The sequence below is a fragment of the Micromonospora sp. NPDC093244 genome (assembly GCF_040683695.1).
GTDB lineage: Bacteria > Actinomycetota > Actinomycetes > Mycobacteriales > Micromonosporaceae > Micromonospora.
Genome location: NZ_JBFBEO010000001.1, coordinates 1,297,089 through 1,312,506 on the forward strand (window position 1 = coordinate 1,297,089; position 15,418 = coordinate 1,312,506).

Below are 15,418 nucleotides of genomic sequence, written 5' to 3' on the forward strand. Positions count from 1 at the left end.
TGCAGCAATCAGCTGTCGCGGCGCAACGCGGCCAGGTAGAGGGCGTCGGCGGGGATCCAGTGTCCTCAGGTCACCGCGGCCCGCACACCGAGACCGACCAGGATCATCCCGGCCAGCCGATCGAGGATGCGACGGACACCTGCCGTACGCAGCAGCCGGGCGGCGGCGCCGGCGACGACTGTCCAGCCGGCGAGCCAGCAGGTGTGCAGGGCGGCGTGGGCCGTGGCGAGCAGCACCATCGGCACGAGCACCGGTCGGCCCGGCTCGAGGAACTGTGGTGCGAGGGTGAGGTAGACGGCGGCGGCCTTGGGGTTCAGCACGTTGCCCAGCAGTCCCTGAAGGTACGGGTGGTCGACGCGCCAGGGCAGCCTCCGTGCCCGCGTCTCCGGTGGCCGCCGCGACGCCGGGGGTCGGCGGGACGCGGTCCAGAGCAGCCAGGCCCCGAGCCCGACCAGGTAGGCGGCACCTACGAGTTTGACGACCCAGAACGCCTGCGACGAGCGGAGCACGAGCGCGGCCAGGCCGGCGGCGGCGAGAATGGCGTGCACGTAGAGCCCGGTGACCGTACCCAGAATCACCCACCACCCCTGCCGCCGCCCGCCGCTGGCGACCCGCGAGACGACAAGCGTCAGGCTCGTGCCCGGCGCGGTGGTGATCGGCGCGACCGCGACGAGGAAACCGAGCACGGCGACCGTCCGCACGCTCAGACCACCACCCGGTAGTGGGTGGTGAGCAGCCCGGTGTCGTCGTACACGTGGAAGGCGACGCCGGGCGGCTGGGTCTGGGTGGTCAACGGGCCCAGGCCCTCCCAGGGCATCCGGAGGGTGGACACCACACCCGGCGCGATCCGCAGTGGACGGCCGGCGAAGGTGCTCGCCGCTGCGGTGTGGAAGTGCCCGGTCAGCACGGCGACGACCTGCGGGTGGGCACTGACCAGCTCGGCCAGCGGATCGGCCGGCACCAGCCGCATCGGGTCGATGACCGGGTGGTGCAGCACGACCGGCGGATGGTGCAGGGCGACGAACGTCGGCGTGCCCGCCGGCACCGAGCCCAGCTCGTCAGCGAGCCACGCCAGGGTCTCCTCGTCGAGGTGGCCGTGGTCCTCGCCGGGCACCGAGGAGTCGGCCAGGAGGAAGACCGCGCCGGCCACGTCGTGCCGGGTGTTGATCGGGCCGGTGCCGCCACTGTCGTCGCCGAGCAGACCCTTGCGGTACGCGGCGCGCACGTCGTGGTTGCCGGGGCAGACCAGGACCGGCAGCGGGGAGTCGAAGAGCCTCGCGGCCGTCTCGTACTCGGCGATCTCGCCGTGGTCGGCGATGTCCCCGGTGATCAGGATGGCGTCGACAGGTCGCGGCAGGGCGTGCAGATGGTCCATCACCCGGGCGGTCCGTTCGGCCGACCGGGGATGGCTGTCGAGGTGGGTGTCACTGAGATGTGCGACGACCAGCACGATGCCTCCTAATGGTTAGCTGCACGTAAAGGCATTAGGGAAGGTACGCTCGCGTCCGTCGCCCGCACAAGCCACCACGGAGAGGACGCGCATGTCCGCGCAGCTCGCGCTCGCCCTGGTCAGCACCATCCGGCACGACGGCAACGGTGGCGTCGCCGACGACCTCGCCGACGTCCCCGGCCTGACCGCCTGGCTCGCCGAGCAGGCCGAACCCCTGCGGGAGTACGCGGGCGGGTGCCCGATCCACGGCGACGAGCGGACCCGACTCGACGTGGTGGCGGTACGCCGCGCCGCCCGTACCCTCTTCGCCCGGGCGGTCCAGCCCGGCCCGCCCAGCCGGGCCGACTCGTCGGCGCTGCTGCCCCCGCAGGAGGCGGTCGACAGGCTCAACCTGGCCGCCGCCGCGATGCCGGTCCGGCCGGTGCTGACCTGGCCCGACGAGAGCGCGCCGTCCCTCACCTGGCAGGGCGAGGCGGCCGACGCGCGCCTGGCGCTCACCGCCGGGCTGGCCCGCGCCGTCGTCGAGTTCCTCGCCGACCCCACCCGGTCGGAGTTGCGCGCCTGCCCCGCGCCGCGCTGCGTCCGCTACTTCGTCAAGGACCACCCGCGTCAGGAGTGGTGCAAGCCGTCCTGCGGCAACCGGGCCCGCGTTGCCCGCCACTACCAGCGTCGTGCCACCGCCCGTTGACAGGTGCCCTCAGCTGCGGGAACGCGGCAGGCAGTCCTTCTTGTACTTCAGGCCCGAGCCGCACCAGCAGGCGTCGTTGCGCTCCGGCGGCCAGGGCACCCGGGCGCTGGGCCGCGCCGCCACCTCGGCCGCGTAGCCGGCCCGGATCTGCGGATCGGACGGGTCCCCGTCGCGGCGCCTGGCGAACGCGTCCAACCCGGCCACCGTCGCGACGAACACACCCAACCCCGTGCGGCCGGCGCTCGCCAACTGGACAAGCGCCTTCTCCAGCCGGGCGCGGTGCGCGTCCCAGTCCGGTCCGTACACGTCGGTCAGCTCGGCGTGCTCGGCGAGCAGACGGTCGAACTCGTCCCGGCGCCAGAGGAGCAGATCCGAATCGCCGCCCTGACGCTCCGACGCCCGACGGACGAGCTGGTTCTCCAGCCGGTCGGCCAGGTCGTCCTGCCGGTCGTGCGGCAGGTTGAGATTCCGGCGTACCCGATGGCGCTGTTGCAGCAGGAAGAACGCGACACCTGGCGCATCCGGCGGACCGACCTCCGGGTCGGCCGCCGTGCCGCGCTCACCGAGCAGGCTGTCGACCGCCTCGCTCAACCACGTCTCGGCGATCGACGAACGACCACCGGCGTCCAACGCCGCGCTCAGGTACGCCGGCGCGTCGGGCTGCGTGAGCAGCAGCGGACGCAGCGCCGTCAGCTCCGCCATCGCCTCGTCGTCCCGACCACCGGCCCGGAACAGGGCCCGCGCCCGCAACGCGCGCGCCACCCCGGCCCGAGGATCATCACCCGACGGGTACGCCTGCACCGCCTCGTCCGCGTACCGCAGCGCGGCATCCGGCCTGGCCCGGATCTCCGCGATCTCGGCGGCAAGCGTCAGCGCGTCACCGGCGTCGTCCGGATCCTCCAGGCGGCCCTGCTCGGCGGCCTCGGCCAGGTCGGCGGCGACGCCCAGCGGATCGGCCGTCCCGAGCACCGAGCGGCGCAGTTCAGCCAGGTCAGCCTTGGTGATCACGTCTCTCGTCGGCACGACCTCACGGTACGTCGGGGCGCTCCCGGACGGCCCGATTATGGCCATCTGCCGTCGACAGCCGCGTCACCGCACCCGGTCGATGTCGTCACGTCCGTCGAGCACGCACCAGGGGACTCGGGCGGTCAGAACTCCTCGTACACCGCCGGGTCCTGGTCCGCGAGCCGCCCGTCGGGGCGACCCAAGGCGGTGATGGCCTCCACCTCGGCGTCGGTGAGCGTGATGCCGAAGACGTCCAGGTTCTCGACCTGCCGCTGCGGGGACGCCGCCTTGGGCAGCGGGATCACCTGACGCGCCACGTGCCAGGCAAGGATGGTCTGCGCCGGGCTGACGCCGTGGGCGGACGCGATCTCCACGATCGTGGGGTGCTGTCGCAGGTCGTTGCCGTGCCCGAGCGGACTCCAACCCTGCACGAGGATCCCGTGCTCCCGGTGGTAGTCGATCGCGTCCTGCTGCGGGAAGTACGGATGCACCTCGATCTGGTTCACCACCGGAGCGACCCCGGTCTCGGCCACCAACCGGTCGATGTGCTCCGGCAGGAAGTTCGACAGGCCGATGTGCCGGACCAGGCCACGCTCGCGCGCCTCGATAAGCGCCCGCCACGCCTGCACGTACCTGTCGACGTTCGGGTTGGGCCAGTGGATCAGGTAGAGGTCGACCCGGTCGAGGCCGGTGCGGAACACACTCTCCTCGATGGTGGTCAACGCCTCGTCGAAACGGTGGTGCCGCCCCGGCAGCTTGGACGTCACGATCAACTCGTCGCGTACGCCGCCGGCAGCCCGTACGGCCCGACCCACCGCGCCCTCGTTCTCGTAGTTCACCGCCGAGTCGATCAACCGGTAGCCCGCCCGGATCGCCTGGCCGATCGCGTCGACTCCCGCCGAGCCGTTCAGCTGGTACGTGCCGAGCCCGATCGCCGGCAGGGCGGTGCCGTCAGCGGCCGTCAGGTGGGGAATCGTCATGATCGGACCCTACCCGCGGGACGTCGGCGGGGGCTCGATGCTGAACGGGTGGCCGTTACCAAGGCCCGACACCTACCTCGCGCCCGCGTGCTACGTCGTCCCGTCGCGGGGCGCACCGGAGGATCAGCGCAGGTCGTCATCGGCCGTCTCGTAGACCGTCTCGACTGGTCTGATCACATTGACGAGCGAGGCGAGATACGCCCGTGTCTCCGGATCGGTGGAGTAGACGATCGTGCCCTGCATGCCGCGGGTCAGCAGGACCTTGTAGGTGTTGCGGATCAGCAGGTCCGCTTCGGCGTCGCTGACCGACTTGCGATTACGGAACGCAGGGTCCTTCGACTCCTCGCGCCGCGTCACCAACCGACCTTCCCGGGCAACCAGGTCGGGCCCCATGATGACGCCCGACCAGTCGTACTCGAAGCCCTGTGCCGTGTAGACGCAGCCCACCTGCCCGAAGCCGTTCGGGTCGGTGGCCCAGAACGCACTGCCCGGCGCTTCCCCGACGCTGCGGTCACTTTTGACGTTCCAGGGCCGGGACCAGCCACCGACTCTTACGTCCGCCACCAGGCTGTCGTCCGGGCGCGGATCGCTCCAGGGCCAGCAGTATCCTGCGGACATCCGCGCCGTCACGCCGGATGCCTGCTTCCCGGCGAGGAAAGCCTCCAACTCGGCGGGCGACTCGGCGAGACGAAGGTCGACCCTCCCGTCACCGGTCCAGACCGACGGTTCGCCGCCGTCGAGGCCGAGCAGGTCGACAACCCACTGCTCGTATGCCTCGCTGCCACCGCAGCGGAACTGGCTGTGCAGCGACACCACCTCGACATCCAGGTTGAGCTGTTTCGCGTAGGACGAGATGACGTCCACATTGCCCAACTCGCCCGGCTTCACCACCTGGTGCTCATCGAGCAGGAAAACCGGCACCCGAGCAGCGGCGATCAACTCGTCGACCTGCGGGCGCGCCTTGTCGCGCTTCGTCTTTGGTGTGAAGCGGTTGACGGAGGTCTCCCGGATGCGGTGTGCCTCGTCGCAGAGCAGCACGTCCAGACCATTGCGCTCGGCGGACATGAAGCTGTTGAAGTAGCCGAACAGGTTCTTCAGTCGGGTCGAGCCCTTACCAGCGTATCGACGCAGGGTCTGGGTGAACGATCGTGAGCCCGTCGCGTGCATGACGGACCGGTTCTGGCGTGCCAGCTCGCCAAGCACCGAAAGGGCGATCACGCTCTTGCCGCTGCCCGGTCCACCCGACACGACCACGACCGATTTGCGGTCGGCCGACCGGGCGCGCTCCACCGCGTGCAGAACCAGCTCGTACGCCACGCGTTGCTCATCCAGCAGAGTGAAGTGCGACCGATCCTTCAGCTCCTGTGCGGCGTACCTCAGCAGGTGCCGACTGGGCCGAACAGAGCTGGTGAGGAAGCGGTCTGCGGCGCCGGCGCCTGACTTCGGAGCCAGATGGGTGCGTAGGTAGTCGTGGAACTGGCCGCGCCGCTGCTTGGTGAAGATTCGGCTCTGCTCGGTCGCCTGGCGATCGAACAGGTCGCTGATGTCGCGGTCCACGGCGTTGTGCAGGTACGCCACACCCCGCACCGGATTCCGGTCTTCTGAGAGGATGCCGAGAAAGTCCGTCAGGTACTCGCAGTAAAGCTCGACCTGAACGCCGGGATGCAGCCGCGCGCCGCGTACCCGCTCCACTGCCACAAGGTTCTCAGCGCCCTCGTAGGATTCGGCGTAGGACCACTGTTTCAACTCCACAACGACGTAGGAGTCGTCGGATGTTCTCGGATCAACTCCTGCGAGCACAACGTCGACTCGTTTGCTTGTCAGCGGGAGCTGGTACTCGACAAGCATCTCCACCTGTCCGAGACCAGCATCGACGAGATCCTGCCCCAGCACGTCAAGGCTGCGTGACCAGGCACGGCGCTCTGCCGGGCTCACATCGTGGCCGAGCTGCTCCACGATTCGGTCTACGAGCATGCCGGCGTCAGCCAGGCGCAGCAGACCATCGGCGGACGTACGGAACGCTGACAACACTTGCCCCCGGGCAGCACGAAGTGATCGTGCGCATGGGGGGCGTGTCCGGCAATCGCCGGAAGCCCGTCGTGACGCGCTCCTACGGCAAGGACTGTAGCGAAGAGATCAACTCAACGCCATGCTGACATCGTTTCTTGCTTACCGCTTTGCCGCCGAACCGCGAGCCTGTTCCACGGGATAGCGGTGCGCCGAATCGTCGAGCTTTGTCAGGGCCGCTTCGATCAGGTCGACGCCGAGCACATCGGCGAGCCTGGTCAGGTAGATCATTACGTCGCCGATCTCGGCCTTCACTCGGCTGCCGGCATCCGGGTCGTTCATGACTGCCGAGGCCTCCGCGGGCGTCAACCACTGGAATTCGGCAATCAGCTCGCCGACCTCCCCGGCGAGGGCCATGGCCAGGTTCTTGGGCGTGTGGAACTGCTGCCATTCCCGCGCTTCAGCGAATGCTCGCACGCGATCCGTCAAGTCATCCATGGCATGGAGCATCGCAGGCTGCCCAACCGGTTGGACAAACGGTAGCTGCTCGGGTGCTCAGCTTGCGCAGAGGTGCCACCGCCGGAGAGTGCGCGCGGCTAGGACCTTCAGGGTCTCCGGGACGGGACATGTTCTCGCTACGTCAACCAGCGCTGGATTGGCACCAGGCGATGGTGCCCACGCGGTCACCGGAGCGCGGCGCGTGGGAACTGCGCCTCGCCCCACTACCCGTCGCGGCGAATCACCTGGTCAGGCCGGAGCGTGATCATGGTGACGGTGCGGCCATCGGCGTCGGTGAACTCGACTTCGTAGGCGGTCGAGGGGGCACTGAAGATGTGAACAACCGTCCCCACCGCGCCTGCCGGCAGATGTTCTCCCGGAATGGCTTCCTGGAGCTCCACTACGTCATACAGCTCCACCACGTCATCCTTCCTTGGGCGGGAACGAGATGGTCACCATCCGAGGTGCGGATGCTCCGGTTTCCAGTATCCAGGCTGTCCGGACGGTGATTGTGCCACCAGGCCCGGTCAGGGGAAGGTCCACGGAGAACCGTTCGCCGAACTCGTCCGTCTTGCCGGGCAGAGGCGTGCCCCCACGCACACCTTCGCGGATTTGCTGCATGATCACGTCGGCGTCCACCGGGCCGAGGCCAGTCGCGGAGTTGATGACGCGATACTTGTTCCTGCCGACAGGATGGTCCGGGTTCATGGCGTAGGCGGTGATCTTCCTCGGGTCGACCTCGGCTTCAGTGAAGTCCGGTCGTTCGGGGTCGTTCGGGAGCTTGGTTGGTCCGGGGCCGTCAGCCCTCTGTGGGTCCGGTGACTGCTTGCGGAGTCGCCCGAGCGCCTGCTTGAGCTTGTCGATGACGTCGCCGAGTCGGCGGATCTCCGGTATCAGCCGTCGCAGGCTGGCAAGCAGTCCGCGCAGCAGTCGTGCGATCCGCGCCCCCCATGACGCAACAGTCGCGGTGACCTGCTCCACGACCAGTGGTGTGGCCAGTCCGCCCGTGGCGAGGAGTTCGGCTGCGTAGACGATGAGGCGGGAGACGCAGGCGGCGATGGCGTCGCGGACGAGGAGTCGGACGGCGGCGACGAGGCCGGCGACGCCTTCGGTGATGGCGGACATGGTGTCGGCGCCGAGCGCGAGCCCGACGATGGCTTGTTGTTGCTCGGTCGTCCAGGCGCGATAGGCGGTTGCGGCTGCTCCGCTCCAAGCAGCTACGTCGGTGCGGGCGAGGGTGGCGGCTTCCTCGCGGAGCGACGTGGCGACGTTGTGCCAGGTTTCGGCGTGTGCGGCGATCTGCGCCGGGTCGCCGGCGAGCCAGTCGAGGACTTCGCTGAGGGGTTTGACGTGTTCGATGAGCCAGGCGATGCCGTACTGGAGCAGGGCGCTGGCGGGGTCGGTGACGAAGGCGAGGGCGTCCAGACCGGCGTTGATGACGCCGAAGCTGCCGTCGATCCAACTGCCGGTGCGGATGCCCTGGGCGATCAGTTCGATGTCCTCGCAGAGCCAGATTCCGGCCCAGGCGTTGGGTGAGGTGTCGGCTGCAGCGGCGACGAGCGGATTGGGCGTCACCGGCACCGATGCGCCCCATCAACCAGCGGCATGGCGTGGCCACGGGGTGCCGTTGGGGTCCGGTGCTGGTCTGCGACTGCCCGGGCGGTGTGCGCGGAGGGATGGTGTTGAACGTCCCTGTCGAGATGGCGTTCCATTGCGGCGAACGCCGGGTGGTGCGCCCACATGCGAACCTCCCCAGGGGACTGCCACCGATCGACACCAGCAGAAGCATCGATACGTTATCAACCGGTGGCGTTGCGTGTGCAGCCTCGTTCCCTGCGTAGCTCCCCCTGACTTGACCATCAGCGAGGTCGTGCTGGGTGCCTCGTCGTGCACGGCAGGTACCGCTTCGGACGTACAGGGCCCAAAGTGGTTGTACGGCCGGGGCCCTCTCCACCGGTGGGTTGACCAGTAGGCTGGCCCTCCCTGGTCTCGCCACCTGGAGAAACGCCCATGTCCGACAGCGTCTTCGCGCAGTTCACCGCCGACGACGACCAGCTCGAAGTCGGGCTGCTCGTGCAGCCGGCGATCAACGCCGCCCTGGTGCACAACCGGGTGCCGCTGGTCCGGCATCTCACCCTGGTCAACCGGGGCGCGGTCGAGCTGGCCGACGTGACGGTGACGTTGGAGCTGCGCGGCCCGGACGGCCCGTTGACCGAGCCGTGGACGCGTACGCTCACCGCGCCGTTGCCGCCGGGGGCGAGCACGAGTTGGGCCGACTTCCGCGACTTCACGCCCGACCGGGTGCTGCTGTACCGCACCGACGAGGCGTTCCCGGTCGACTACCGCCTCATCGTCGAGACAGCCGACAACGACTTGACGTTGGTCGCCCCGTCACGGGTGCTCGCGCACAACGAGTGGTTCAACAGCCCGGCCCTGTACGACAGCCTGGCGGCCTTCGTGCAGCCGAACACCCGGGCGGTCGACGCGGTCCTGCGGGCGGCTGCCCAGATCCTGCTCGCGCGCACGGGCTCCGGCTCGTTGCAGGGCTACCAGGAGGGTTCGGAGCGGGCGGCCCTGATCGCCGGCGCGGTGTACGAGGCGTTACGCCAACTCGAGATCACCTACCAGACCCTGCCGGCGTCGTTCGAGAACACCGGCCAGAAGGTACGGACGACAGCCGCGGTGCTCGACGGCCGACTCGGAAACTGCCTCGACCTGGCTGTCACGTACGCCGCGTGTCTGGAGGCGGCGGGTCTGCACCCGCTCATCTTCATCAGCGAGGGGCACGCGTTCGGCGGCTTCCTGCTGGAGGAGGAGCGGTTGGGTTCGGCCGCGGTGACCGAGCGCAATCTGCTGATCTCGATGGTGGACTCCGGCCGGGCGGTGCCTGTGGAGTTGACACGCATCGGGCCGGGCGCGCAGTCGGCGACCTTCACCGAGGCGGTACGGGTGGGGCTCGGCCATTTCCGCGGCGACGGTGAGCGCGTGCAGGGTCTCGTCGACGTGCACCTGGCCCACCGCTCGGGGATCCGACCGCTGCCGTCAGCCGACGAACTGGTCGCGCCCGCCGCGGTCGACGCCGAGGCGACGCTGGAGACAACAGCGTCCCTCGACCTTCCGGACGGCGTCGCCGCCGCGAAGCTGCGTCAGCTCGCCGACGACGGCGACGAGGTGGTGCAGCAGTCCGACGGCTCGCCGGCCCGGATCCAACAGTGGAAGAAGTCGCTGCTCGACCTGAGCCTGCGCAACCCGCTGCTCAACCTGCCCAAGCGGGGTCGCGGCCTGGACCTGCACGTGCCGGCGGGCGCGTTGCCGTTGCTGGACGACCTGATCCACGACGGCAAGCAGGTGCAGGTCATCCCGCAGGACGACATCAGCCACGTCCACGAACTGGCCGGGGCACGTCGGGCGCAGGACCTCGACGCGGAGATCCTGACCCGGGAGCTGCGTACCGACCGGCGGGTCTACGGCGCGGTCACCGAAGCTCGGTACAAGACGGCGATGCGGGCGCTGCAGCGCGAGGCGCGCACCATGGAGCAGGAGACCGGCAGCAACTACCTCTACCTGACCATCGGCACGCTTGTGCACACGAAGACGACAGGGGGAGAAGCGTACGCGCCGCTGTTCCTCCTACCGGTACGCGTCGAGGGCGGCACCGGCCGTCGCCCGTACGCGATGGTCATCGACGGCACCGAGGTCGCCAGCCCCAACCACTGCCTGGTCGAGTGGCTGCGGGTCAAGCACGGCGTCCGGATCCCGGAGTTGGAACGGCCGGTCCTCGACGGGCACGGCATCGACATCGCCAAGACTCTCGCCGCGATCAACACCGGCCTGGTCGACAACCGGCTCGACTACCGCATCGACGAGACGGCGAGCCTGCGGCTGCTGCAGTTCTCCACCTTCCAGATGTGGCGGGACCTCACCGATCACTGGCCCCGGTTCCTGGAGAACCCGGTCGTCCGGCACCTGGTCGACTCGTCAGGTGCCACCTTCGACGACCCCGCCCGTCCCGACGACGCCGAGGTGATGGTCGACGAGGCCGAGCTGCACCTGCCGATTCCCGCCGACGGCTCGCAGATGCAGGCCATCGTGCGCGCCGAGCGCGGCCACTCCTTCGTCCTGGAGGGCCCGCCCGGCACCGGCAAGTCGCAGACGATCACCAACATGATCGCCCGGGCGGTCAGCACGGGCCGGTCGGTGCTGTTCGTCGCCGAGAAGCAGGCCGCGTTGGAGGTGGTGAAGCGCCGCCTCAGGCAGATCGGTCTCGGCCCGTTCGCCCTCGACCTGCACGGGCGCAAGCAGTCGCTCAACGCCATCCGCCAGCAGCTGCGCGACGCCCTCGACCAGCACGACCAGGGCGGTGACGGCGGGTGGACGGCCGTCGAGACCGCGTACCGGACGCGGCTCGCCCCGCTGACCGAGTACCCGGCACAGGTGCACACCACCAACCCCGTCGGAATGTCGCTCTGGTCGGCCTACGAGCAGACCCTGGCGTACGGGGACGGCCCGGTCGCACCGATCCCGTCGAGCTACCTGCACGCGCCGGCCGAGGCGCGCGCGCCTGTCGAGAAGGCCCTGCGGGAGTTCCCGGCGGCCGCACGGTCGGCACGGCTCCGAGCCGGGCACCCGTGGGCGCTCAGCGGCTGCCGCACCCTCGACGGGCTGCACGGCGCCGCGGTCACCGAGATCGCCGCCGAACTCGAACGCCTCCGTGCCGACCTCGCGGCCCACCCGCAGGTGGTGGACCTGCTGCGGACGCTGCCCGCCCCGGAGACCGTGAGCGAGTTGCAGGCAGGGGCCTGGCTCGCCGTACGCGGACTGCTGCCGGACCGGGAGACCACCGTGCGGGCCGGCGACCGCCGGTGGGACGAGGCGGTGACCCGGCTCCAGGCGGACCTGGCGGCGTTCCGTCAGGGCTTCGCCGGCGAGCTGGCGACCTTCCGGCCTGACGTGTTCGCCAACCCGGACGTGACCGCCTGGCACGCCGAGGCGCAGGAGGCGGCCAGGAAGCTGTTCGGAAAGCGAAAGCGTCGGCAGGCCGTCGTGGACCGGTTGGCGGTGCACCTCGTCGCCGGCGCGACGCTCGACGTCGACCAGGTGGAGGTCACCACCGGTCGGCTGGTGGCCGCACAGGCGCAGGCGGCCTCGCTCCAGCAGGGGATTGTCGCGGTGGGCGGGCTGTGGCTGCCGCGGTGGCAGCCCACCGACCCCAACGCGCAGGAGCGGCTGGCGGAGGCGGTCGAGGCGACCCGGGTCGGGCGAACGCTCCTGGCCCGGCACCCACAGGCCTGGGAGCTGTTCCACGACGGGTTCACCGATGTCGGTGCGGGTCTTCTCGACCGCGTCGCCTCACGGTGGCGGGCCTGGCGCGGGGTCCTGCGGTCGGCCGGGCCGGAGCTGACCCTGTGGGCCACCGGATCGCACTGGGTCGACGCGTGGCAGCGTGACGGCAGTGCCTGGTTGCACGAGCTGCGGGCCGAGGAACTGTTCCCGCTGCGCCGCTGGGCGACAGTCCTGGCGCACGCCGACGTGCTGGCCTCGGCCGGCCTCACCGACTACCGCGACCAGTTGCTGCGCGCCGAGGTGACCGCGCAGCTCGCCGAGGAGGTCTACCGACGGGGAGTCGCGACCGCGTCCCTCACCGAACGGGTACGGGCCGGCGGCCTGCAGTACTTCGACCCGGAGTTGCACGACGACGAGATCAGCCAGTTCGAGGCGGCCGCCGGTGAGCTGCGGTCCGCGTTGCCGACACAGCTGCCGGCGGTGCTGGTCCGCCGACGCCCCTTCAGCCCGACCGACAGGCGGGGCCGCTTCGCCGACTTCGCCGCCGAGCTTCGCCGCAAGCGGGGCGGGCGGTCCTTCCGGGAGTTGTTCGAGCAGTACCCGGACGCCGTGCTCGCGCTGACCCCGTGCGTGCTGGTCAGCCCGGCGTCGGCGGCGAACTTCCTGGCACCGGGGAGCCAACGCTTCGACCTCGTCATCTTCGACGAGGCGTCGCAGATCCGCGTGGCCGAGGCGATCGGCGCGATGGGTCGGGGAAGCGCCGTGGTGGTGGTCGGCGACTCCCGACAAATGCCGCCGAGCAGCATCATGCAGGCCAGCCACAGCGTCGACGAGGTCGACGAGGGCGACGGCCCGGTGCCGGAGGACCTGGAGAGCATCCTCAGCGAGGCCGTCGAATCGGGACTGCCGCAGCGCTGGCTGTCCTGGCACTACCGCAGCCACGACGAGTCGCTCATCGCCTTCTCCAACCGCTACTACTACGACAACAAGCTCTCCAGCCTCCCGTCGCCCGGCGCGGCCAGCTCGGCCGGCGTCACCTGGCGGCGTGTCGACGGCCAGTACGACCGGGGCGGCTCGCGTACCAACGAGGTCGAGGCGCGGGCGATCCTCGGGGACATCACCCGCCGGTTGCACGATCCGGCGACCGCCACCCGGTCCGTCGGCGTGGTCACCTTCAACATCCAGCAGCGGGACCTCATCCTCAACCTGCTGGAGGAGAGCAGCGACCCGGTCATCCGCGAGCACCTCTCCGGCGCGGTCGCGGAGCCGATCTTCGTGAAGAACCTGGAGAACGTGCAGGGAGACGAACGTGACGTGGTCCTGTTCTCCCTCGCCTTCTCCACCAACCCGGAGACCGGCCAGCTTCCGCTGAACTTCGGCCCGCTCAGCCAGGCCGGCGGCGAACGGCGACTCAACGTCGCCATCACCCGGGCCCGCCGCCAGGTCGTCCTGTACTCGTCGTTCGACCCGTCGGACATCGACCTGTCCCGGACCTCCGCGCTCGGCGCACAGCACCTGCGGGCGTACTGCGAGATGGCCGCGGCCGGCGTGGGTCGACTCGGTGACCTGACGGCCAGCCGGGCCGAACGGCGCAGCCGGATCCGCGACGAGGTGGCGGCGGCGCTGCGCCAGCGTGGCCACGAGGTCGGTACCTCGCACGGCCTCTCCGACTTCACAGTGGACATCGCCGTCCGCACGCCGGGGACGCCTCGGTGGCAGGTGGCCGTCATGCTCGACGGTCCGGACTGGGGTGCCCGCCCGACAGTTGCCGACCGGGACTCCGCGCCCGCGCTGCTCCGGTCGATCATGGGCTGGTCGGAGGTGGTGCGCTTCTGGCTGCCGGCGTGGATCCGCGACCGGTCGGCCCTGCTCGACCGGGTCGACGAGGCGCTCACCCGAGCCGCGGCCACCACGTCCGTCGAACCGGAGCCCGAGCCCGTGGGGGCCGAGCCGCCGCACCACGACATCGCGCCGCCGCACCACGACATGGCGCCGCCGCGCCAACGCGTCGAGCCGGCACCGGCCGAGATGCCGCAGTCGCGTCCCGCGGCCGACGAGGAGCCCGGTCCGGGTCCGTCGCCGACATCAGTCACCGCACTCGCGCCGGCGTCCGCACCGCAGGCGGTCACCGTCGCGACGACAGCACCCGACGCCATCACGGCGAGCCCGTTCGTTCCGTACGTCCCGACGCCGCTCGGTGACCAGGCCGACCTCGACCTGCTCGCCACCGACCAGCGCGTACGCGGTCTGATGCGCGACGCGCTGCACGAGATCATCGAGGCGGAGGGGCCCGTGGAACAGCACCGCCTCGCGCGCCTGGCACTCGCCCGGTTCGGTTTCCTGCGCACCCGCGAGGACCGGCGCACCGCCGTACTCGCCCTCGTCGACGCCCGCCGGCTGTACCGGCATCCGACGCTTGGCGGGTACGCCTGGCCGGACGGTGTCGACCCGCAGGCATACCGCGCGTACCGGGTCACCCAGGCCAGCAACGACAGGGCGTTCGAGGAGGTGCCGCCCGAGGAGGTCGCCAACGCCCTCGTGCACGTGCTGCAGGGCGTACCGGGCATGGACGAGGAGCGGCTGCTGCGTGCCGGCCTGGAACGGCTCGGCTACCGTCGCCGTACCGAGAAGATCGACAAGCTCCTCCGGTACGGACTGCACGTGGCCCTGACCAGCGGCCGCCTTCGCCACGACCAGGAGGGACGCCTCGCCCTGGCGGGCCGGGACGCTTAGCCGGCGCCGTTGGAGCGCTGGATGAGGTGCTGGACCCACCTGTCGAACCTGCTGCTGGCCCCGCCGAGCAGGCCGACGAGGTCCTGTTCGGTCACCACCCCACGGTCGGTAAGCGACATGATGAGGCCGCGCAGCCGTCGGTGGTCGTCCGCCTCGGAGGGTTCAGCGGGGGCGGTGCCGCCCATGTGCCGTTGCAGGTCCTGGAGGATGTCCATCATCTGCGGCAGGGTCTCGATGATCTGTGACAGGCCGGTCTCGTGTGGGCTCGACGAGCCGCGCAGGTCCTGCAGGGTGAGGGCGACCGACATCGGGGTGACGATGTCGGCGTCGTCGGTTATCGAGTCGATGGCGCGGCCCAGCTGCTCCTTGGCGGTGTGTACGCTGCGCAAATTTGTGTGGTCGACCAGGATCGTGCGCATGCCCTGTACGTCGAAGGGGAGCTGCTGGTCCTTTGCCATGAGCTGCACGAACGGTTTACGCAGTGCGTGCCGCACGGCCAGCTCGTAGAAGACGTTCGCGTTCTGGTCGGTGAGGTCCGCGATGACCAGGTCGTTCTGGATGATCCGGTCGAGCACCTGTGAGGTGATCAGGCCGGCGCGTTCGATCTCGTCACCCCGGATCGCCTGGAATCCGCGGGCCTCGACCACCGGACGGATGACGTATTCGAGGATCTGGTCGCTGCGCTCGCGGATCTCGGAGCCCTCCGGGCCGATCGGCGCGATGACGAAGCATTCGCGCCGGTTGGGTTGCTCGTTGGCGTCCCCCATGCCGCCC

11 protein-coding genes are annotated in these 15,418 nt (G+C 70.1%); 2 read left to right on the plus strand and 9 right to left on the minus strand.

Annotation, left to right across the window (positions count from 1 at the left end; translation table 11 throughout):
• Window positions 1-65: 65 nt before the first annotated feature.
• Both AB0N27_RS05725 and AB0N27_RS05730 read right to left on the minus strand, forming a co-directional pair.
• The gene (locus AB0N27_RS05725; RefSeq protein ID WP_364363680.1) at window positions 66-701 is read right to left on the minus strand and encodes a LysE family translocator; all 636 of its coding nucleotides are present in this window, start codon (window positions 699-701) and stop codon (window positions 66-68) included.
• Between the two features lie 2 nt (window positions 702-703).
• Entirely contained in the window at window positions 704-1,450 is a 747-nt protein-coding gene (locus tag AB0N27_RS05730) for a metallophosphoesterase (protein WP_364363683.1), read from the minus strand.
• A gap of 91 nt (window positions 1,451-1,541) precedes the next feature.
• Between AB0N27_RS05730 and AB0N27_RS05735 the strand changes: the two genes are divergently transcribed.
• Window positions 1,542-2,138, plus strand: coding sequence for an ABATE domain-containing protein (locus tag AB0N27_RS05735; RefSeq protein WP_364363686.1), 597 nt, complete (start codon window positions 1,542-1,544; stop codon window positions 2,136-2,138).
• A gap of 9 nt (window positions 2,139-2,147) precedes the next feature.
• Here AB0N27_RS05735 and AB0N27_RS05740 read toward each other — a convergent pair whose 3' ends face one another.
• The 6 genes from AB0N27_RS05740 to AB0N27_RS05765 all read right to left on the minus strand — a co-directional run bounded on the left by AB0N27_RS05740 (window position 2,148) and on the right by AB0N27_RS05765 (window position 8,209).
• Window positions 2,148-3,161, minus strand: coding sequence for an SEC-C domain-containing protein (locus tag AB0N27_RS05740; protein WP_364363688.1), 1,014 nt, complete (start codon window positions 3,159-3,161; stop codon window positions 2,148-2,150).
• Window positions 3,162-3,286: 125 nt separating this feature from the next.
• Window positions 3,287-4,123 (minus strand): aldo/keto reductase, encoded by an 837-nt coding sequence (locus tag AB0N27_RS05745; RefSeq protein ID WP_364363691.1) that lies wholly within the window; start codon window positions 4,121-4,123, stop codon window positions 3,287-3,289.
• 123 nt (window positions 4,124-4,246) lie between these two features.
• Window positions 4,247-6,079 (minus strand): DUF2075 domain-containing protein, encoded by a 1,833-nt coding sequence (locus AB0N27_RS05750; protein ID WP_364363694.1) that lies wholly within the window; start codon window positions 6,077-6,079, stop codon window positions 4,247-4,249.
• Window positions 6,080-6,292: 213 nt separating this feature from the next.
• Window positions 6,293-6,628, minus strand: a complete 336-nt coding sequence (locus AB0N27_RS05755) for a nucleotide pyrophosphohydrolase (protein WP_364363697.1) — start codon at window positions 6,626-6,628, stop codon at window positions 6,293-6,295.
• Between the two features lie 224 nt (window positions 6,629-6,852).
• Window positions 6,853-7,047, minus strand: a complete 195-nt coding sequence (locus AB0N27_RS05760; RefSeq protein ID WP_364363700.1) for a DUF4926 domain-containing protein — start codon at window positions 7,045-7,047, stop codon at window positions 6,853-6,855.
• A 4-nt stretch (window positions 7,048-7,051) separates the two neighbouring features.
• On the minus strand, window positions 7,052-8,209 hold the full coding sequence (locus tag AB0N27_RS05765) for a DUF6883 domain-containing protein (protein ID WP_364363703.1): 1,158 nt from the start codon (window positions 8,207-8,209) through the stop codon (window positions 7,052-7,054).
• 429 nt (window positions 8,210-8,638) lie between these two features.
• On the opposite strand from AB0N27_RS05765, the gene AB0N27_RS05770 reads away from it, so the two are divergent.
• Window positions 8,639-14,644, plus strand: coding sequence for a DUF4011 domain-containing protein (locus AB0N27_RS05770; RefSeq protein WP_364363706.1), 6,006 nt, complete (start codon window positions 8,639-8,641; stop codon window positions 14,642-14,644).
• Here the strand turns inward: AB0N27_RS05770 and AB0N27_RS05775 are convergent.
• Complete coding sequence (locus AB0N27_RS05775; RefSeq protein ID WP_364363710.1) at window positions 14,641-15,411, minus strand: hypothetical protein; 771 nt, start codon at window positions 15,409-15,411, stop codon at window positions 14,641-14,643. The two genes, AB0N27_RS05770 and AB0N27_RS05775, sit on opposite strands and share 4 nt — an antisense overlap.
• Between the last annotated feature and the right edge of the window lie 7 nt (window positions 15,412-15,418).